The sequence below is a fragment of the Phycisphaeraceae bacterium genome (assembly GCA_019636795.1).
Classification (GTDB): Bacteria; Planctomycetota; Phycisphaerae; order Phycisphaerales; family UBA1924; genus JAHBWW01.
Map to the genome: position 1 here is coordinate 62,625 of JAHBWW010000007.1, position 20,917 is coordinate 83,541.

General features: G+C 61.6%; 17 protein-coding genes and 1 tRNA gene. 6 read left to right on the forward strand and 12 right to left on the reverse strand.

What is annotated here, in order from left to right; genetic code table 11:
* Window positions 1-21 precede the first annotated feature (21 nt).
* Window positions 22-1,587: a pyruvate kinase gene (gene pyk / locus KF757_14265; GenBank protein ID MBX3324140.1), complete on the forward strand. Its 1,566-nt coding sequence runs from the start codon at window positions 22-24 to the stop codon at window positions 1,585-1,587.
* 11 nt (window positions 1,588-1,598) lie between these two features.
* Here the strand turns inward: pyk and KF757_14270 are convergent, their stop codons facing one another.
* The 3 genes from KF757_14270 to KF757_14280 form a co-directional block, all read right to left on the reverse strand.
* The gene (locus KF757_14270; protein MBX3324141.1) at window positions 1,599-4,076 is read right to left on the reverse strand and encodes a hypothetical protein; all 2,478 of its coding nucleotides are present in this window, start codon (window positions 4,074-4,076) and stop codon (window positions 1,599-1,601) included.
* 132 nt (window positions 4,077-4,208) lie between these two features.
* Window positions 4,209-5,150 carry a mechanosensitive ion channel gene (locus KF757_14275; protein ID MBX3324142.1) on the reverse strand — a complete coding sequence of 314 codons (942 nt, stop codon included), beginning with the start codon at window positions 5,148-5,150 and terminating at the stop codon, window positions 4,209-4,211.
* A gap of 26 nt (window positions 5,151-5,176) precedes the next feature.
* The gene (locus KF757_14280; GenBank protein ID MBX3324143.1) at window positions 5,177-6,067 is read right to left on the reverse strand and encodes a DUF481 domain-containing protein; all 891 of its coding nucleotides are present in this window, start codon (window positions 6,065-6,067) and stop codon (window positions 5,177-5,179) included.
* A 128-nt stretch (window positions 6,068-6,195) separates the two neighbouring features.
* Here KF757_14280 and KF757_14285 point away from each other — a divergent pair, with 128 nt between their 5' ends.
* Window positions 6,196-6,960 (forward strand): N-acetylmuramoyl-L-alanine amidase, encoded by a 765-nt coding sequence (locus KF757_14285; GenBank protein ID MBX3324144.1) that lies wholly within the window; start codon window positions 6,196-6,198, stop codon window positions 6,958-6,960.
* Between the two features lie 18 nt (window positions 6,961-6,978).
* Here the strand turns inward: KF757_14285 and KF757_14290 are convergent, their stop codons facing one another.
* From KF757_14290 to acpP, 3 genes are all read right to left on the reverse strand, one after another.
* A complete protein-coding gene (locus KF757_14290; GenBank protein MBX3324145.1) occupies window positions 6,979-7,293 on the reverse strand; it encodes a FliM/FliN family flagellar motor switch protein in 315 nt (104 codons plus the stop codon).
* A gap of 76 nt (window positions 7,294-7,369) precedes the next feature.
* Window positions 7,370-8,602, reverse strand: coding sequence for a beta-ketoacyl-ACP synthase II (gene fabF / locus KF757_14295; GenBank protein ID MBX3324146.1), 1,233 nt, complete (start codon window positions 8,600-8,602; stop codon window positions 7,370-7,372).
* Between the two features lie 123 nt (window positions 8,603-8,725).
* On the reverse strand, window positions 8,726-8,974 hold the full coding sequence (acpP, locus tag KF757_14300; protein MBX3324147.1) for an acyl carrier protein: 249 nt from the start codon (window positions 8,972-8,974) through the stop codon (window positions 8,726-8,728).
* A gap of 351 nt (window positions 8,975-9,325) precedes the next feature.
* Between acpP and KF757_14305 the strand changes: the two genes are divergently transcribed.
* Window positions 9,326-10,126 (forward strand): DUF1444 family protein, encoded by an 801-nt coding sequence (locus tag KF757_14305; GenBank protein MBX3324148.1) that lies wholly within the window; start codon window positions 9,326-9,328, stop codon window positions 10,124-10,126.
* Between the two features lie 136 nt (window positions 10,127-10,262).
* Window positions 10,263-10,907: an aminodeoxychorismate/anthranilate synthase component II gene (locus KF757_14310; protein MBX3324149.1), complete on the forward strand. Its 645-nt coding sequence runs from the start codon at window positions 10,263-10,265 to the stop codon at window positions 10,905-10,907.
* A gap of 322 nt (window positions 10,908-11,229) precedes the next feature.
* On the opposite strand, the gene KF757_14315 is transcribed toward KF757_14310, so the two are convergent.
* The 3 genes from KF757_14315 to KF757_14325 form a co-directional block, all read right to left on the reverse strand.
* Complete coding sequence (locus KF757_14315; protein MBX3324150.1) at window positions 11,230-12,441, reverse strand: hypothetical protein; 1,212 nt, start codon at window positions 12,439-12,441, stop codon at window positions 11,230-11,232.
* Window positions 12,442-12,514: 73 nt separating this feature from the next.
* A complete protein-coding gene (locus KF757_14320) occupies window positions 12,515-12,796 on the reverse strand; it encodes a hypothetical protein (GenBank protein MBX3324151.1) in 282 nt (93 codons plus the stop codon).
* Window positions 12,797-12,808: 12 nt separating this feature from the next.
* Window positions 12,809-13,816: a prepilin-type N-terminal cleavage/methylation domain-containing protein gene (locus tag KF757_14325; protein ID MBX3324152.1), complete on the reverse strand. Its 1,008-nt coding sequence runs from the start codon at window positions 13,814-13,816 to the stop codon at window positions 12,809-12,811.
* Between the two features lie 348 nt (window positions 13,817-14,164).
* On the opposite strand from KF757_14325, the gene KF757_14330 reads away from it, so the two are divergent.
* Window positions 14,165-16,168, forward strand: coding sequence for a glycoside hydrolase family 15 protein (locus KF757_14330; GenBank protein MBX3324153.1), 2,004 nt, complete (start codon window positions 14,165-14,167; stop codon window positions 16,166-16,168).
* Here KF757_14330 and KF757_14335 read toward each other — a convergent pair.
* The 3 genes from KF757_14335 to KF757_14345 all read right to left on the reverse strand — a co-directional run bounded on the left by KF757_14335 (window position 16,165) and on the right by KF757_14345 (window position 19,756).
* Entirely contained in the window at window positions 16,165-17,466 is a 1,302-nt protein-coding gene (locus KF757_14335) for a hypothetical protein (protein MBX3324154.1), read from the reverse strand. The two genes, KF757_14330 and KF757_14335, sit on opposite strands and share 4 nt — an antisense overlap.
* A gap of 184 nt (window positions 17,467-17,650) precedes the next feature.
* Window positions 17,651-17,722 (reverse strand) — tRNA-Gly (locus tag KF757_14340).
* An 84-nt stretch (window positions 17,723-17,806) separates the two neighbouring features.
* The gene (locus KF757_14345) at window positions 17,807-19,756 is read right to left on the reverse strand and encodes a thioredoxin family protein (protein MBX3324155.1); all 1,950 of its coding nucleotides are present in this window, start codon (window positions 19,754-19,756) and stop codon (window positions 17,807-17,809) included.
* A 174-nt stretch (window positions 19,757-19,930) separates the two neighbouring features.
* On the opposite strand from KF757_14345, the gene KF757_14350 reads away from it, so the two are divergent.
* Complete coding sequence (locus tag KF757_14350; GenBank protein ID MBX3324156.1) at window positions 19,931-20,911, forward strand: N-acetylmuramic acid 6-phosphate etherase; 981 nt, start codon at window positions 19,931-19,933, stop codon at window positions 20,909-20,911.
* The last annotated feature ends 6 nt before the right edge of the window (window positions 20,912-20,917 follow it).

Below are 20,917 nucleotides of genomic sequence, written 5' to 3' on the forward strand. Positions count from 1 at the left end.
ATGAACTCTGCGGAGATACCCGTGCGCGACCCGATGGCCCAACCTGAACTCGCCAGACCAACACACACCAAAGTCGTCGCCACTCTCGGCCCGGCATCCGAGCCTCCCGAGATGCTCGACAAACTCATCGCCGCAGGCGTCTCCATCTTCCGCCTCAACTTCTCCCACGGCGACCTCGAAGACCACGCAAAACGCCTTGCGAATGTTCGTCAAGCCGCACAGCGCTCAGGCCAACCCGTCGCTGTTCTTGGTGACCTTCAAGGCCCCAAACTCCGCGTCACCGGCGTCCCCGATCTCGCGCCAGATGGCGGCATCATCGTCGAAACCGGAAGTGACATCCTCTTCCGCCGCAACGTCTCCGAAGCCTACATTGACCCTGAAACCCGGCTCCCCGTCTTTGGCTCGACCTTCGACCCACTCTTTCACGATGTCCTCCCAGGCCAGCGCGTCCTTATCAATGATGGCGCAATCCGAATGCTCGCGGTCGACGCAATTCCAGGAATCGAACTCCGCTGCCGCGTCACCGTCGGCGGACGCATCACCTCACGCAAAGGCATCAACCTCCCCGAATCCGATCTTCACGTCCCTTCCATTACCGATCGCGATCTTCAGTGTGTCGAATGGGCCGTACGCCATGGTCTCGATTTCCTCGCTCTCTCCTTCGTGCGCACCGCCGCCGAAGTCATCGACCTCAAGCAACGCATCGCAGGCCTCTGCTCGACCGATCGCGCCATTCACGATCAATCCGCAGGCCTCGAAATCCCCGTCATCGCCAAGATCGAAAAGCCCCAGGCCATCGCCAACATCGAATCCATTGTGCAGGCTGTCGATGCCATCATGGTCGCGCGCGGCGACCTCGGCGTCGAGATGGACGTCGCCTACGTCCCCGTCGCCCAGCGCCTCATTATCAAAACCTGCCGCGAATACGGCAAGCCCGTCATCGTCGCCACGCAGATGCTCGAATCCATGATCGAGAGTGCCTCACCCACACGCGCTGAATCCAACGATGTCGCCGGCGCAGTCTTTCAAGGCGCCGATGCCGTCATGCTCTCGGGCGAGACTGCTGTCGGCAAGCATCCCGCTCTCGTCGTCGAAACCATGCGACGCATCATTGCGGTCACCGAATCGAGCATTGTCGATACCACCAGCGAGTTCGCGCCCGCGCCCAAACTCGAAGAGCTCCCATACCGCTCCGCAGCCCTGGCGCGCGGCGCATGGCACATCGCACGCGAAAGCAAAGCCACCGTCGTCGTTGTCTGGTCGCAGCAGGGCGGCATGGCACGCTATCTCAGCCGCAGCGCCTTCCGCATCCCCATCATCGCTTACTCCAGCAGCACCGTCGCTACGCGACAGATGACGCTCCTGGCCAACGTCAATCCTGTTCAGGCCGTGCCGCCGCCCTCGGGCACACTCGCTGAGTGGACTGAAATGGTCGAGGCCTATCTTCGCGAGCACGGCATCGCCAAAGATGGCGATGTCGCCGTCCTCATCGCCGGCAAGCCCCTGGGCGGCTCGCGCGCACAAGACCTTCTGGCCCTGCTCCGCATCGGTGATCGCAACAGCGGCTTCCGCGCGCACGATCACTGATCAAAACCCACTCAAGGGCATCCGCCCGAAAACGCCCCCAGAAACATCTGCACATCAAAAAAATCCAGCACCCCGTCGCCGTTCAGATCTCCCAGCGGGTCTCCACCCGCGAAGTACGACAGAAAAACCTGCACGTCGAAGAAGTCATACACGCCCCATGGCGCCGCCAGATCCGCAGGGCACGGGTCCGTCGCCGCCTCCAGCAGCAACTTCGACCACACCTTGGCCAGTTGCAGGTTCCCGCGCCGACTCAGGTGCGGCAGGTTCGAGCGATGCCCATCGCCCAACTGCTCCAGACTCGTCCCGATCCCCGGCCGATCAAACGCCACAACACCAACCACGCCTTCCGCTGCTGCGTTGTTCACGATGTACGTCGGCCATGCCAGCAACTGCCCCGATGGATGATCACCTTCGCCCGCCCAGACCACTTCGCATTGAGGCAGGGCAGCGCGAATCTCGGCCGTCCAGTCACGCATGTTCGACGTCACCGAGTTCTGCTGCGCCGGAACCACCAGCCACAAATCCGATTGCGACATCTCCATCCACGCGCGCCGCGCCGTCGCATCACCATACAACAACTGAGGCAGATATCCGTTCCCGCCCCACCCCGACATGCCGAACACAAATCCTCTCACATTCGGCCGCCACGCATTGAACGCAAACACTGCAAACCCATTTCCACCGCTCGCCTCGAGCCGAAGTCCGCGCCAATCGTTTTCGTCCCCAGCCTCTATCGCATCAAACTCGTGCCGCACCGTCTCGAAGCGCCAAGGCCCCACACGCATATCCGACCCCGTGCTCGGTGAACTCAGCATCGGCATCGTGAACTCGACGATCGCGCTGAAAATCCCCTGCGTCACGCGCGACACAATATGCAACTGCCCGGCCCCAGGCCCTGCCACGACGTAGATGGCATCGCCAGCCTCCACCAGCCCTGTCCAATCGCCATCAAGTCGGATCGCGGTCGGATTGATAATGCTGTCGCCCGGCCCCCACAAACGCCCATATCGCTGTGTGTTCAAGTCCAGCACCTGCGGCGGACCTGCTGCAATCCCGACATCGCCCTGCGAGCGACCGCGCGTCGCCTGCCACATCAACGTCGACGCGCCCGGGAACGCTATCACATGCGCTTCAACCACCAGAGGCTTGTCCGCCGTCATCAGACTCCCTGGCTCAGGCTTCGCTCGCATCTCATAGAAACCGCCATTCTCGACAAACAGCCCGGCCCCTGGTCCTTGGCTCGGCCCACGCGCACTTCCCGTCCACATCCGCGAAAAAGCACCGTACTTCCCGAACGTCGCATCGATCAACTGTGCGCGGTGCGATCGCGCCTCCTCCGTGCAATCAAGCCCGAACCAGGGTGCGAGCGACCCACGCGTTGCAGGACGAAAAAACACACCGGCCGTGTGCTCACGCTGTAAGTCAATGAACCCATGCGTGTAGTTTCCCGGCGAGAGATCCGTCCCATCTGATCGCGACACCGCGCGACTGTTCGAACTGATCATCACCCGCATCAGCCGATGAGGCTGCGTCGCTAGCCGACGCGCCAAAGGCGACGGCCCGCCAACACTCTCGAACGTAGCACTGAACGGCCCCGGATCGCGCACAAACCACTCTGACGCCTCGTCGTCGTACACACTCTCGTACACAAACCCGCTGACCTGAGCCGTCCCGCGCACTCGGTTGAACCGCTCGTATTCGCTCAGCCCCGCCACCTGCCGATCGAACACATGCACATTGTGCCGCCCAACGGCCTCTCCAACTACCGCCGCACGCTCGTGCCGCTCTCCGCCCGCATCAACATCCGTCGGCTGTGTCGTCATCGCATGATTCATCATCCACAGCGCGCCCGAAGGACCATTCATTGAGCCCGACGGTGCTGTATGCAGCACATACCCGCCAAAATAGCGCCGGTACTGATACATTGTCAGCACATCCACAGGCCCAACTGTGTGCGATCGCACACACACAAGCCCATACAACCCCACCAGCGCCGGCCGACCATCCGATCCACGACCCAGCCGAGCGCCTCCGCTTGCCGAGTTCATCAACGACGCAGGCAGGCCGAAAGTCGCCGAGTTCTCCCAACCACCCTCATGCGTACGCACATGCAGCGTGATCTCGCGCACGCCACCTCTGTACACCATCGCGATCAGTGTCCATTGGCCGCCTGCCACAACCCCATCCGCAACGACGCCAAACTCTTCCGTCCCGCCCTCTATCAACTTCATCACCGCAGACGCCTCGACACGCCCCTCAGCGTCAGTCCCGATCCGAAAGACCCCCGGCACTTCGAAGATGCTTCGAGCATCCGCAACCGTCTCATCCGCCCGAACCCACAGCAGGACCGAGAAGTCCGTCGGCAAATTCCCCAGCGAAAAGACTCCACCTGCAAGCTCAATGACCGAATCACCCGACGTGCTGCGCACCGCCGCCGGTGCCGACGAGCACATCAGAATCACCGTCAGAATTATCAAAAAATGACGCATCGCCTCCCCCTGGAGCGAACACCAGACTTCGCAGTCGGTCCCCGCTCAACTCATTGTGCGATTCTTTCTCGCCCCGTCAAGCCCATCTGACTCACGGTCAACAAGAAACCGCCCAGAATCCGCACAAACCGACTACTCGCTCTCACGCTGCACATGCACATCCATCTGCGGAAACGGAATCGAAATCGCCGCCTCATCAAGCGCAACCTTGATGCCGCGCGTCAGACGTTCCTTCACTGCCCAGAACTCCGAAGTCGCAGCCCACACACGCACCGACCACTGGATCGAAGAACTCCCCAACTCACTCAAATACACCACAACATCCCGGTCCGGCAGCCTGCCCTCCACGCCTTCCGCCGCACGCACAAGCACTTCGCGCGTCCGATCCAGATTCGCCGCATACGCCGTCCCCACCGCGACATCGACTCGCCTCGTCGCGTGAAACGTCACGTTCTCGATCGTGCTCCCATAGATCGAGCCATTGGGCACAATGATCCGCCGATTGTCAGGTGTATCAAAAACCGTCGTGAACAGCCCGATCTCATCAACCTTCCCCATAACTCCGCCCGCAGACACCACATCCCCGACCTTGAAAGGCCTGAACACCAGCAGCAGCACCCCCGCCGCCACATTGCTCAGCGTCCCCGAAAGCGACAAACCGATCGCAAAACCAACCGCAGCGATCACCGCCGCAAAACTCGTCGTCTTCACCCCGAAGGTATCCAGAATGACCAGCCCACCCAGCACCAGCACGCCATAGCGCACCAGGTTCCCAAAAAACCGCGCCAGCGTAATCTCGATCTTCGCTCGCTTCCCAATCCGTGTGGCAAACCGGCCAAGCCATCTCGCAATCACCAGCACCACCAAAATCAGCACGATCGCCTTGGCCAAAGGCCACCCGATCCCGCTCCACAGCGCCATCAAGTCCGACTGCGACAGATTCCCCTCCGAAATTGACTGAATCAACGAATCCGCTCTCTCCAGAATCGATACTTCTTCGCCATTCCCGGCCGCCGCATCTGCCGCAGGCTCAGCTCCGGTCGCATCAATCTCTTCCTGCATCAAAAGCCACATCTTCAATCACCTCATGTGCACGATACTCAGAACGACCACCCCATCGTGAGGAAGTAATCCAAATCGTTGTGCTTACGCCCCGTCCCAGGCTGACTGTCGTGCCGATGCTCCGCCCCAAGCCTCAGGAACAGATTCGTCTCCGGGTCCACCATCACTTCCCACGTCGCCCGATTGTTCCATCGGAACTCTCCCTGCTCCGAAAGATCCGGGTAATACTCCGTCGCAGCCGTGAGCCGCTGCCGATCCGTCAACTGCCGCGAATACTCCAACCCCGCCAATCCCTCGGGGTTGAACTCTTCGTCCTCGCCTCCGATTTTGTACGAGCCGCCAAGACCCACTCGACCCACCAGCAGCGTCTTCTCGTTCTTGATGAACTCATACGCAACACCAACAAACCCGCTGAGCCTGTGGTCCCAGTCCTGAAACTGATCCGACTCATACTTGCCCTGCGCAAAGATCCTCCACTTCGAATCCTTGAACAGCCAGTCATTGCGCAGATTCAACTCAAGCCGATTTGCACTCTCCTGGCCGTCCGATTTGGCATATTGATACGCCGCCCCGAACGACGTTTCATATCGCTCCGTTGTGCGCTTCGCGTTCACACTCGTCCGAAAACTGATCCGATCAGTATTTCCGCCCGAGCCCGTGAGCCCCGCTTCGACCGAGCCTTTCCACCCCTCAAGCCAACTCGGTGAATACGCAGCCTCAGGCTGAACCGCCGTATCAGTACCCGCCGACGATGCCAACTGCGACTCCGCCTCCGCCAGTGCCGCCTTCTCCGCCTCGATCGCCGCTTCCAAAGCCGCGATGCGATCCCGAGCCGCCTGCGCCCGTGCCGCAGCATCCTCCGCTTGCCCAACACTCATCCCCGCCGCCAACCCGAGCACGCTCAGAACCATGGCCATCCTCGAACGCATGCACAACTCCCCAAAAAAAGTACATTCACATCCCGCCGAAGACTCGCCCAAACACCCGTTTAAGCCGCCTCTTCACCCGCGGACCTTGAACGTAGGGCCACTATTTACACGCCACCACAATCCGCTCAATGAAAATCTCCCGTTCGGCCGATATGATGGACGCCGTGGATAACTTCAATCGTCGCCAATGGATCGCCCACGCCATCGCGTGCGGCACGCTCACCTCTCTCTCCGCCATTCTCGGAGCCTGTGGCTCCACCAACGCACGCAGGGGCACCACCGCCAGCCAGATCGGTAAGCCCATTCCCGCTAATCCCGTCCCCGCTTCAGGGGCCGCAGGCTCGTCCTCCGTCGCGCTCGGTTCGGCCGGATCTATTCCCTCAGGCGTTCTCCCACGCTCACGCTGGACTCGCGTCGGACCCGATCCCCGCCTCGCCGACCCCATGCGAGGCATCTCACACATCACCGTCCATCATGACGGAATGCCCCCGGTCGCACTCAACTCCATGGCGGCCTGCGCAAGTCGCATCGAAACCATCCGCAACGGCCACCGCAGCAAGGGATGGGCAGACATCGGTTATCACTACGTCATCGATCCCGAAGGCCGAGTCTGGGAAGGCCGCACCACCACCCTTCAGGGCGCACACGTCAAGGACCAGAACCCCGGAAATCTCGGCATCCTGGTCCTCGGAAACTTCGAACAGCAGCAACCCACCCCGCGCGCATTGACTGCGCTCGATCAGTTCCTCATCGCCCAATCACGCCAGTATCGGATCCCCGCTTCACGCATCTACACCCATCAGGAACTCGCGCCAACCGCCTGCCCCGGACGCAATCTCCAGCGATACATGGACCAGACCCGCTCTCGCGGCGGCCGTGTCGCGTCCGCTTGATTTCCCTGCGATTCCCACTCACTGCGGCTGCTGCATTGCACCCGCAGCATCCTCCGCGCCTTCTCCCGCTCCCAGTGCATTGATGCGCAGCAGCGAATCGCCGATTTGCGTGACTTCGACGCCGTAGTTCTCACCGACCTTCATCGCAACACCGTGCCCGATCCGCCGGTTATTCACCAGCAGATCAAGATCCTGATCCACCGTCTTGCCCAGTTCAATAATCGACCCGGGCACCAGCGACATCACCTCGCCCATCGCGATCGCTCGCTCGGCAAGCAACACAACGATCGGCACCTCAAGGCGCAGAATCGACGAAAGTTCAGTTCCCATCATTCTCTTGATCGATCCGATAAGGGTCAGACTTCAATCATGCACGCTCAGGCTGCCAACGCAACCCGCGTGCCGACCCTCACCCCTGATAACGCCCGATGATCAGCGTCACGTTGTGCCCGCCGAAACCGAACGTGTTATTCATCGCGTACCGCACCGGCCTCTCCCGCGCATCATGTGCTACCAGATCAATATCAAACCCCTCATCCGGGTGGTCTAAATTGATTGTCGGAGGCACAATACCATCGCGCACCGCGTGCAGACACCCTATCAACTCCACCGCCCCCGACGCTCCCAGGCAATGCCCGTGCATCGACTTGGTCGAACTCATCAGCAGCGTCCCGTCCGCACTCCGCCTCGCATGATTCCCAAACACCGAGAACACCGCAGCAATTTCTGCGCGATCGCCCAGAGGCGTCGATGTTCCGTGCGCATTGATGTAGTCAATCTGCTCGGGCCTAAGCCCCGCATCGTGTAAGGCCCACAACATCGATCGCGCCGCACCACGACCCTCAGGATCCGGAGCCGTGATATGACCCGCGTCCGAACTGTTGGCACACCCCACCAACTCGCCATAGATCCTCGCGCCGCGTGCCAGTGCGTGCTCCAGACTCTCGAGCACGAACACCGCCCCGCCCTCAGCCAGCACAAACCCATCACGCCCCGAGTCAAAAGGCCTGCTCGCCCGCTCCGGATCATCGTTGCGCGTGCTCAACGCCTTCATCGTGCTGAACGCGCTCAGGCACAAGGGCGTAATCGCTGCCTCCGCCCCGCCAGCCAGCATCACGTCCGCCTGACCGCGACGGATATACCACATCGCATCCGAAAAAGCATGCCCCGAACTCGCGCACGCCGTCGCATGTGCCGATGCCGGACCTTGCAGGTTGAAGCGGATCGAGATATTCCCCGTCACCGCGTTGACCATCAGTCGCGGCACCGTAAACGGGCTCACCCGATCCGAGCCGCGCGTACTGAGCGTCTGCATGCCTTCTTCGATCGTCTGAATCCCGCCGATTCCCGACCCCATCACCACGCCGCGGCGGGTCGGGTCGCCCTGCGAGAAATCCATCCCCGAATCGCGCACCGCCTCGATCGCCGACCCGACCCCGATGATCGTGCAACGGTCCAGCCGCCGCGCCTCGCGGGGCTCCATGAACCGGCTGGCGTCAAGATTGCGGATCTGCCCGCCGATCGTGACGTCCCATTCGTTCGGGTACCGCTTGAACTCTTCGCTCTCAATTGCAGCCACCCCGCTGACCCCGGCGCGCATGGCAGCCCAGGTTGACGGCGCGTCAAGACCGAGGTTCGTCATCGCGCCCATCCCGGTCACCACGACCCGGTGGTACCGACGAGACGAGCCAATGGTAAGGTCATTTTCAGCCATGGAGCAACACACAATCGAGCCTACCCGATCATCACCCCCGTGACAACCGGCTCACTCAACCCCGTGGGCCTGCTTGATAAACATGATCGCTTCGCCGACAGTACGGATCTTCTCCGCCTGGTCATCCGGAATCGACGTCTCGAACTCGTCCTCAAACTCCATGACGAGTTCTACCGTGTCCAGACTGTCCGCATTCAAGTCATCCACGAAGCTTGTATCCCGCGTGATGGTCGACTTATCGGCTCCCAGCTGGTTGGCAACGATGTCGATCACCTTCGCTTCGATTTCTTGCTCGGTCACGCTTCAGTCTCCACAACGGTCGGATGAGGCCGAGACCCACGCTGGCCCGGGCGGGGACCACCCCACGCTCACCCCAGTAGCCGCGATTCTAGCAACTCCACCGCCGACCCGCCAAGCATCCCACTTTCCCACCCACATTTCCAGTCCCCCGCGCCGATTTCCATACCGCGCAACCCGGTCCGGTTATGCCGCCCACGCCCACGATTCTCCTCTTTGACCTTCTTCACACCCTCTATCACCCCCTCAATCACGCCGATGCACCAGAGCAACAGGTTCCTGACACCCGCGTCCGGACCCCGTCGCCACAATCCCGTTCGGATCGTGTTCAGAGCAGCACGGAGGTCGATTGACATGGCCCACATGCCCCAGGAACCCGAGGCCTTTGCAGAACAGGTCGCCATCCTTCTCAAACGCCTCCAGCCCGAATACGACGTCGACCTCGTCGGGCCACGCGAACTCATCGTCAATGGCCGACGCCTCGACCTCGAAAACCTCTTCCGCATGGTCGCCCACGAACCGAACCGCGGAACCGAAATCGTCGAGCACTTCCTCGAACAACTCTTCTCCTCCGACGCCCTCTCACTGGCCGACCTCAACTTTGATCTCGCACGCCCGCGCATCATGCCGCGCATTCAACCCGAATCCATCTTCGAACACCTCAGCCGCGACCTGGTCGCCCATGTCCCGTTCGTCAATGGCACCGTCATCGTCTTCGTCCTCGACATGCCACAGATGACCGTCAGCCTCACCACCGAGCAGACCGTCCGCTGGAATGTCAGCATGGAAGACCTCGACACCATCGCACGCGAAAATCTTGAGGCCTACGCACCCGAGTTTGACCTTCAGGTCATCGAAAGCCGCGAGGGTGGCAAAGCCATCATCGTCGCCGAACAGGACGGCTACGACGCCGCACGCCTCCTCATTTCAAGCCTCTACAACAAACTCGCCTCACACCTCGGAGGCGACTTCTACGTCGCAACCCCCGCACGCGACATGTTCCTCGCACTGTCGCTCAAGCCCAAAGAGTTCTGCGACCGACTCCAGGCCCGCGTCGAAGAAGACTACCGACGCCTCCCATACCCCATCTGCAGCGAACTGTTCTACGTCACCCGCGACGGCGTCGCCGGCACCCGCGGCAAACTCGCCGCATAACCAGACCCTTGCATTCGGACGCCGGTTCTTTGGGCGCACTCCTGCTTCCAATCCGCCCATCGCTTCGACGCCCAAAGATCCGGGTCAGAGACTCGCTCGATTCCAACTGCACCAACGCTGCCCTAAACTCGCTCCTGTGATTCTGCTCATCGACAACTACGACAGTTTCACGTGGAATCTCGTCCAGAGACTCGGGGAAATCGACCCCTCGCTCGAGCCCGGACGCGACCTGGTCGTCGTCCGCGCTGACAAACTCGCCCCACAAGACGCCGACGCTCTCGACCACGGGCGCGGCCCCACACACCTTATCATCTCACCCGGACCCTGCACCCCCAAAGAAGCCGGCAACTCACCCGCCATGATCGCCCATTTCGCGGGACGCATCCCCATCCTCGGCGTCTGCCTCGGGCACCAGTGCATGGCCGACCTGAACGGCATGGATGTCGTCCGCCACACCATCCAGATGCACGGCAAGACCAGCCCCATCTCCCACGACGGACGCGGAGTGTTTGCGGGTTTGCCGAATCCATTTATCGCGACTCGATACCACTCTCTCGTCGTCAGGCCCGAGTCGATCGCGCCCGATGGCGACTGGGAAGTTTCAGCCTGGTGCGAGGACACATTGCCCGACGGAAGGCGCGAGCGGGTGGTCATGGGGTTGCGCCGGGTGTGGCAGGATGCGGGCAAGGCGCCGGTCGAGGGGGTGCAGTTTCACCCCGAGAGTTTCCTGACGCTCGATGGGCCACAGTTGCTTACAAATTTCCTGAACATGGGACGCTAAAACTGGACGCCGTAAATCTGGACGCTCTATCTGGACGCCGGAGGTTTGCACCGACAGGTGCACAGCTCCGGGTACGGAAGTGTGCGGGATCACCTGCGGTTTTTGGACGCCGGAGGTTTGCACCGACAGGTGCACACCTCCGGGTACGGAAGTGCGCAGGCGCTCGCGTGCGAATGTCGCGTGACCCGGACCTTTGGGCGAGTACGAGCAAGGTCCATCGGGCGCAAGAGTGTGCCCAAAGATCCGGCGTCCAAAAGTCCGAATTCCAAATCCCGAAGTCCTAAGTCCAGGAAAGATGCGACGACCCGCGCATGATCTACCGTCACTTGCAACCGACGGCGTAAGACGCAAGGAACATCTGGACATCGAAGAAATCAATGACCGTGTCGTAGTTCATATCGGCCTCAATATCCATGTTGGAGTATGCCGCGAGGAATGCCTGCGTATCAAAGTAGTCCACAGTTCCATCACAGTTGAAGTCAGCAGAGCATGGCATTTTGTTGAATAAGTCCAGATCGTCGGCATCGACAATGTTGTCCCGGTTGAAGTCAACGCGAGGATCAAAGCCGGGGTCTCCCAATTCAAGATTGAAAGTGGATCGCATCAACTCGCGGGCTTCCTGACAGCGATACCCAGTTGTCGAAATTACTCCGTCGCGGCGGCCGAGTTCAACGTATCGGACAGTAAGGCCGGCATAACGAGCCCCAGTTGGAATCGAGGACCCCAATTCAGTCGTTCCAGAAAGCTCGAGTCGGTCTTTTTGAGGCTCAAGGGTGAAGTCTTCGCTATCAAAAAAACCGCCGACATTGATGTCGTCGATTCCATCACTGTCGATATAGCCCTGATGTGCCCACTCTCCCAATGATTCACCCAAAGAGTCCTTTGCCCACCCTTCGATGGCGATGAAACTTCCTGACCTTCCCATACCTTGAGGAGTGACCGGCGGGCCGCACGGCACCAAAAACGAGTTTACAAGGCCAGCTTGTGGGACCTCCACTTCAAAAGCGATGGGAACAGACTGTCCAAGGCTGGAGTAGAACTCCCATGTAACTGTCGAGGAAGCCGATACAATTCCCAGATTGAGAGTTAAACAGTCGTACAACTCTTCACACTCAATCGTCAGAATAGTCTGTTTGTAGGCTGCAGATCGAGATGAAACTTGCACTTGTCCAGAAGTCTTCGTGGCATGCGCAGTCGCTCCCACACCGGTCCCGATGCTCGAATCACAGCCAAGACAGCCGGTAACCGCAGCGCTTGCGCCGATTGCCTCTTCCTTGCAAAGATCCGCAGACATCCCGTCCGCATCGGAGTCAAGGGGCGTGCATGCACTGTCACACTCTTTACCCACTTCCAAAGCTGTCATCGCGGCGGAAGTGAGCACGATGCCTGGTGCGATTTCCTTAATGGGAAGTTCTTCCACCTCCCATCGGACCTGAAGATCCATATACCAGCATACCAACTCATTGTTGATTGCTTTGATCTGTGCGGTTGCCATCGTTGAAACGATGGCCAAGAAAAAGATTGCTGCACGCATGTGAATCTCCTTTACACCCTATAACGGAGATTCGGTCGCCGGTTGCACACCTTTTCAAGCAATCGCACCTAAATCAATCCTGAATCGCCTGCCGCGCCGACCCCGCTTCGCCCCGCGGCGGATTGGCTTCTTCTCGAAGTTTCATCAGGTATCGCGCATACTCCTCGTTGGTCATGTCGCCTTGAGGCGGCAGATTCGTGCCCGCAGGCATCTGCACCACCGGCCTCTCAAGCAACTGCTTTTGCCGCTCGGTCAGCTCCGGCGCAGCAGGCCCCATGAGTGTGCGAACGATCATCACTGCCGCAGCCACAAAGAGCACGCCCGCGACAATCCCAAGTATGTGTTGTTTCTTCATGGTGTGCTGTACTCACCGTGCCAGATCGCGTCCCTTGATGCCGTTGCGTGTTGCCCAGAAGTGTGCGGGATAGCTGCCCGGGTTGAGCGAATCGCCGTTTTCGAGGTTGTCCTTATCCATGCCGTAGGGGCGAAGCACCGTGTTGGCGATCGGGTTCCAGACGTCAGTCGGGATGAAATCGCGCGCCCGCACAGGATCGGGATCAGCAGCACGTTCGTAGAGATCGGCCATATCAACACGGCTCACGCTGCCGTCGGCTGTAGTGACCTGAGGCAGGGCAAGCGGGTTGTTCCAGTTCGGGCTGAATGGCTGGCGGGGGAAGGCGAAAGTCTGCGGAAAGCCTGGAATGATGGCCGAAGGAATGCGCGAGCGCTGCGTGGTGTCAAAACGTTCCCAGATGATGACCTTTGCACTCGGGTACGTCACATGGTCGATGCGGTTGCGCCGCACTTTGGATGCTATCGCATCTGCGGGGACATTGTTGCCGCGAGGCGTGGTTGAGTACCGCTCAGGCGCATACCAGGTTGTCGGACTGAGAATGTAGGATGTATCCCAGATCCAGCTGCTGAAGTTGCCGTTGCCATAGACGATGAGATCGAGGTAACGCTGTTTTGGCATCGGGTCAAGAGGAGCGAACTGGATGTCAGACGCCCAGTCATTCTCGCTCAGGTCGGCTGCAACGAGGCTGTACCAGTGAAAGGCGTACATTTCGCTGTACCACACGCCGGGCGAGTTGAAGATATAGGTACCGCCGAAACCGGGCTTACGCACGCGCGCCCACCCGCCAAATCCTCCAGCCGTCGTTTCGTTGAACGGATTGATGAGCGAGCCATTGTTGTCACTTTGATACATCGCGGAGATCTGGCTCAGGCTCCGCAGGTTCATGGAACTGACCAGATTCTGCCCGGCCCGACGTGCCTCGCTCAGCGCTGGCAGCAGAATGCCGATGAGCAGCGCGATGATCGCAATGACAACCAACAACTCGATCAGCGTGAATGCGCGGCGTCCGTATGATCGCATGACTTTCCCCTTCTCAACCGAGGCCCCCCCTCGGATACTGAACATTTCTGGCATCAGGGTGAATTCCCTGATGTGTGGCGACCCCGGAATCGGGCCGATGTGAACAGTCTACCCGAAGATCGTCGGGCGTGCTAGAGATTGTTCGGCGGGTTTGTGGTTACAGATCCCATTTTGGGGGTTTGTGACTTATTTCCGACCTGAGAGGGCGGAAGCGGAGGCCATCGGCGGGTGTTGGGTCGGGCGTTGAATTGACCGATGATCTGGGGGGCCGACGGGCCGTTATGGTCTTGATGATGCTGCGGGCGATGAGGCCCGCGGCCTTGAGCGAAGATATACCCTGGAGAGCCGATGCCTCGCGACTTGCCGGTCGGAAATGGGAGCCTGTTGATCGCTTTTGACAGGCATTATCGCCTGCGCGATTTGTATTACCCGAATGTCGGGCGACACCATCACACAGCCGGGCACCCGCAGAAGTTCGGTGTCTGGGCGGATGGGGAGTTTGCATGGATCGATGAGGCCGGGTGGGAGCGGGAACTGCGGTATCGGACCGACACGCTGGTGACCGAGGTTCGGCTTGTCCACAAGGGACTGGGCCTGGAACTGACGTGCAACGACGCGGTGGATTTTCACGAGGCGGTGTACTTCCGGCGGTGCGTGGTGCGCGACCTCAAGGGAAAACCCCGCGATGTCCGCGTCTTCTACCACATCGACCTGTCGATCAAGGGATCGGCGGTCGGGGACACGGCCAACTACGACCCGCAGACCAACTCGGTGGTGTTGTATAAGGAAGACGCGTACTTCCTGATCAATGCGTGCGACCAGCACAAGTGCGGGATCGACCATTGGGCGATCGGGACCAAGCGCATCGGCGACGCTGAGGGGACGTGGCGCGACGCTGAGGACGGGCAACTGGGGCGCAACGCGATCAGCCAGGGAAGCGTTGACGCGACGGTCGGGTTCAACCTTCAGATTCAGCCCAACGACGAGGCGTATGTGATCAGTTGGATCGCGTGCGGCGAGACGTATGACGATGTGAAGAGACTCAACAAGCGGATCTGGGAGAAAAGCCCGGACAGGCTGGTGGCGCGGACGGAGGCGTATTGGAGGTTGTGGGCGCGGAAGGAGCCGCTGAACACGACGCCGCTGCCCGAGAACATCCGCGATGCGTTCTATAGAAGCCAGTTGATCATGCGGACGCAGATCGACAACGGGGGCGCGATCGTTGCGGCCAACGACAGCGACATCACGCAGTTCGGGGGCGATCATTACAGTTATTGCTGGATGCGCGATGGGGCGTTGGTGGCGTATGCGCTGGTGCTTGCGGGGCAGAGCGAACTGAGCCGGAGTTTTTTCAGGTTTGCAGCCAGGTGTGTGCGTGAGGATGGGTTCTTTCTGCACAAGTACACGCCGCAGGGGAAACTGGCGTCGAGTTGGCATCCGTGGATGCTTGGCGGGCAGCGGGTGCTGCCGATTCAGCAGGATGAGACGGCATTGGTGACGTGGGCACTGCGGCGACACTTCGAGACGTTCCGCGATGTAGAGTTCATCAAGCCGTTGTATACGCCGCTGGTTGCCAAGCCGGCCGAGTGGATGCTGGAATATCGCGATCACAACGGGCTGCCGCAGCCGAGTTGGGATTTGTGGGAAGAACGGCGTGGCGTGCACACGTTCACGGTGGCATCGACGATCGGGGCGCTGGAGGCTGCGAGCCTGTTTGCGGCGGATTTCGGGGAGATGGATCGGGCAGCGAAGTTCAAGGAGGGTGCGGAGCGAATGCGGGCGGCACTGCGCAAGCACCTGTGGCACGAAGGGCACGGGTGCTTTGCGCGCATGGCGGTGCCGCTGGCCGATGGTGGTTATCGGCTTGATCTGACGGCCGACTCGGCGAACTTTTCGCTGTTTGCGTTTGCCGGTCTGGATGCGGACGATCCGATGGTGGTTGCGGAGATGGGACGGATCCGCGAGCGGCTCTGGGTCAAGACAGAGGTCGGGGGCATCGCGCGCTATGAGCACGACTATTACCATCAGGTCGAAGCGAGCGACATCGAGCGTGTGCCGGGAAATCCGTGGGTGATCTGTACGCTGTGGCAGGCGCAGTATGTGATCGCGCGGGCCAGGACGCCGGCGGAGTTGCGGCAGGCGCTGCCGCTCATGGAGTGGGCGGTGTCGCGGGCGTTTGAGTCGGGAGTTCTGGCCGAGCAGTATCACCCGTACACGGGCGCGCCGATGAGCGTGAGCCCGCTGACGTGGAGTCACTCGACGTTCGTTGTGGCGTGCGTCGAGTACCTGCGCAAACACGAGGCACTGGCAGCAGCAGCGCGGGACCGGCAGTGGGAAGATCGGGCGATTTAGGACACTTTGCGCCAACCGCACTCCGCGCAGCCATCACCAAGCCGCCCTCGCAGATCGTGGGCGCAGTGCGGACATTGGCCTCGCAGCATCCGGCGTCGCTGGCGAAAACCTGCGAACATTATCATCAAAAGAAACCAAGCGATCGCAAAGAAAAGTGTGTTGATGAACAATCCCCGCCAAATCGGAAGGTATGGAATTGCTGGATTCTGACCAGTTCCGGTAATGTGTGACGGAAGTGCGAGTACCTCCGGCAAAGGCACGCCGCCTATGAATTGTTCGCCCGGATTGTTGTTTTCCCATCGACAATGCATCGCGAGCATGGGCCAACCCCACGCGCGTTCCTGCATCTGGAATACACCTTCATCACTGAAGGCACGCGACAATTCCGGCTGATTCAGACCCCACTGTGGCTCCTGGAATTCATTCAGCACGCCGGTTGTGAATGAGTTCAACCCAAAACTGAGCCTGCTGTATCTCTGATTCTCTTCCATCGATCTGACTTGGCCACCCCACAGGAGGTGGTGCTGCACAGCAATTGCATTCGACGATGAATTCGTGATTGGAACGCTGATGGATTGCACAAAACGTGATGGCAGCAAAAGACCAGACGTTGCAGCGAAAACCCATGCGGATACAACTGTCGTGAAAGCGCCAAGAGTCAGATATTTTGCAGCAAGTCGTCGAAACTTTGCCCGCGATTCTGACTTGACGAGCAGCGCAAGGTAACCGATCCCCGCGAAAAGACAGGCGAAGAAAAGCGTGTTCAAAAGCACCCCGCTCCAGATCGGAATGAATGGCAGAGCGCCCGGATACTCGACACCTGTGTTTGAAAGTCTTGCAAAAGTCTTTGGCAACCGAACCCCTCCAATGAAGTTCGGCATGCCGCCTTGCTCATCCCATACATACCACAAGGCTTTCTTCGGCCAGCCCCACGCTGATTCCTGTGTTGTGCCTGGGTGCCACAGAGAGAGGGAAATGGTCCAGAGATCTTCGCCGCTGATGCCCCAGGTTGATCCGACCTCAGTTGAAGGCGCAAGGTCCAGGTAGTTTTGAAATTCCTCATGCGACAGTCGTGCAGCCGCATTCCAATGAAAGGATCGCTGTACTGCACCGAGTCGTTCACGCTGACGAATCAATACCGGCCCACTGACAGGGAATGCGTGGATCCGTGATTGCTCTGACCATCCATGCGGCGAAGAAGAAGCCATGGCAGCAAGGCCCCATGCTGACAGCCATGTTGCAACCAAGCCTGCCATGAGGCACCAGAACAGGCGTCGGAGATGGCGGCGATAGTGCATGGAGCGTTCCCGGTGCACAACAGGGAGAGACTGACCAGATCACCGTTCGCACCGTTAGCGTGAGGTGTTCTCAGCATATAGCGTGAGCGCCGGGAATGCTGTGATGCGTTAACCCCCTCTGAGCGCCGACATAACGCTCGGCTGATGCCGAGCATCGGGACGATGTGCGCGCTGAAGGGGAAAAAGCGGGTGATCGGATTCGAACCGACGACTTTCACGTTGGCAACGTGACGCTCTACCGCTGAGCTACACCCGCTTACGGTGCCTCTGCCGGACTGTCTATCGGCTGTCCGGGAGGGGAAATGAAGGTAGGGCGGGTCTGCGACTGAGTCAATTGTAATCAGCGCCCTCGTGCGGCGGCGATGGCCTCCATGACCTGGGCGGGGGTGTAGGCGTTGGCCTGCCAGGGCGAAGCGAGGCCCGGGCCGTCGATGACCAGCAGCGGGATGCCGGTCTGGCCGAGGCTTTCGAGCCGGGCCCAGCCGGGGGCGTTGCGGCTGGTGAGGTCGGCAATCATGGGCACGACGCCGCTGCCCGCCAGTTCGCCCTTGACGGGCTGGCGGTCGAGGACGGTGGCCTTGAGCACCTGGCAGTTGAGGCACCAGTCGGCGGTGAAATCGAGCACGACGACTTCGCCGCGCGCTCGCGCCGCCGCGAGGTTCTCGGGGCTGTACGGGATCCAGATGTCGTCCATGGCCTTGTGCGTGCGGCCGAGGGCGAACTGCACGCTGGTGGCCGCGATGACGAGCCCGACAAGCGAGAACGCCGCGCGGTTGGCGGGTTTTTTCGTGATGGCGAACGTCCGCACCGCCAGCCAGAGCCCGGCGCCCGCGGCCAGGAGCGCGATGACCCACCACGAGGCGACCTTGGCCGCGACCGGCAGAGACGCAGCCCGCACCGGGTCGGCCTTGACCAGGGCCATGACGCCCGCGCCCGCGAAGTAGGCCGCGGCGGCCAGCAGCAGCAGGCCCATGACCTGCTTGACGAGGGTGCTGGCCGGACCGGTTCTCGGGATCTTGGCGACCCACTGCGGCCGAGCCGCGAGCACGAGATAGGGAGCCGCCATGCCCACGCCGATCCCCGCGAAGATCGCGATGATGTCAAAGGCGGGCATGGTCGCCAGCCCGACCAGCAGCGCCCCGGCCACGAACCCGAAACAGGGCAACCCGAGCACGGCGGTCATGATCCCGAAAACGAACGAGCCGCCGAACGAATCGGCCGACGCATTTACGCGGTAGGCGGCTTGGGGCAGGCGGATCTCAAAGAGGCCCATGATGCCCAGCCCCATCGCCGCGATGACCAGCCCGATGCCCAGCGTGACCCACCAGATGCCAAAGAGGGCCGACGGGTCGCCGAACGCCTCGCGAAACAGCGCGACGGGCAGGCCCACGCCGATCCAGAACGCGACGACCCCGGCTGCCATCGCGGCCCCGAGCGACAGGGCTTTGGCGGGCGTGGCGGCGTGTTTGGACAACGCCATGACCTTGAGCGGGATGACGGGCAGGACGCAGGGCGTCAGGTTGAGTACAAAGCCCCCGACGATCGCCAGCAGCACCAGCGCGATCAGCCCGCGGGGCACGGTCAAGCCGAAGAAGGTCGAGCCGCCCGCGGCGGTTTCGCGCGCGTCGGGCTGGTTGGCTCCTTCCCACGAGCGCTCGAAGACGGTGCGATCGAAGGCAGCGAAATCGCCGGTCCATGTTGGCGCTGCCGCAGCGTCTGCATCGCTTTGGTCCGCGATAGGAATGACAATCTCCCGGTCATCGAACACGGGGGCCTCGCACAGGCGATCATCGCACGCCTGGTAGATCAGTTGGAAGGTCAGACGGATTTCGCTCGCCCCCGCTTCGGGCATGAGCGGCACATAGATCGCCGCGCGGCCCTCGTAGACGGGGTAATCCATCGGTCCGTCACCGGTGAAATCGACCTTGATGGTCTTGCTGGCCGGCCACTGGATCGGGCCGACGGCGGCGCCGGTTCCTTTCAGACCGGCCAGTTCGGTGGCGACGGCGGTGAAGCTGGGGATGGGCGGCGGGCGGTGGGTGTGGCTGTGCCAGCCGGGGATGTGGTCGAGGATGACGGCCAGGGCGAAGGGCTCGCCGGGGCGTGCGGCCGGGGCGGCGGAGACAATTTCGACTTCGACGACGGGGCCATAGGCGGCGCCGAAGGGGTCGAACCCGGGCTGGGAATTCGCTGGCGCGGCAGGGAGGCTCAGGGCCAACATGGCCACCAGCAACCCCAGCGCAGCGCGCAGCGGGCGAGACAGGGCAGAGAGCGTGATCGGGCTGTGCATCGGGTCGGGCTCCAGGTTCGGAGGGATGAACGCCTCCGGTGGCGGGATTGTTCGCAGGCCGGATGGTCGGTGCGCGGAGGAGGGTGTTTGCCCCTGATGGCCGGCTGACCTGCCCGCCCAAGCCCACTTGCGGGCCGGATCAGCACTTTTCCTACGGTGCAGGCCCCCGCCGCCGTGACGGCCGCCGCGCCGAATCGCTATTGTAAAGGGATGCATCCCACGCCGCCTGACCGGGGAAAGGTCGCGACGGAATCCCCCAATCCCGCTACCGGGGGGCTGGGGGACATGGATATCGCCGACTGCGTGGCAGCCCTGATGGCCGTCGATGCCGAGATCATCGCTGCGATGGCCGCCGCCCGGCCCGCCCTGACCGCACTGATCGAGCGGGCCGCGCCCGGTTTCGCCGCGGGAGGGAGGGTGATTACCGTAGGGGCGGGGACCAGCGGCCGCCTGGCGGTCCTCGACGCTGCCGAACTGGGGCCCACGTTCTGCCTCGAGCCCGGGCGGTTCATCGCCCTGATCGCCGGGGGCGACGCGGCTCTGCGCACCAGCAGCGAGGGACGCGAAGACGACCCGGCCGAGTTTGCCCCCGCCCTGGGGGCGCTGAACCTGGGTCCGCACGACACCGTCATCGGCCTCAGCGCGGGCGGGACCACGCCTTGCGTGCTCGGGGCGCTCACGCTCGCGCGAGCGGCCGGCGCGGGCACGGGGCTGATCGCGTGCAGCCCGACCGCGGCTGCCAACGCCGCCGACCTGGTCGTCATCATCCCCACCGGCCCCGAAGCCATCGCAGGCTCGACGCGCCTCAAGGCGGGCACCGCGACCAAGATGGCGCTCAACCTCATCAGCACCGCGCTGATGATCGCCGACGGCCGGGTGCATGAGAACCTCATGGTCGATGTCCGTCCCGCCAACGCCAAACTCATCGACCGGGCCGCGCGCATCATCACCCGACTCACGGGCGCTGAGCGCGACGCGGCGCTGGCGCTGCTCGAGCGCGCGGGCGGGAGCGTCAAGGTCGCGGTGCTCATGCACGAGCGGGCGCTCGAGCGCGCCGAGGCCGAGGCCGCGCTGGCCGCCGCCCGCGGCAGGCTGCACGCAGCTCTGACCAGCACGGCCGCGATCGCGCCAGCGCCCCGCACCGGGTCGCTATGATCGAGC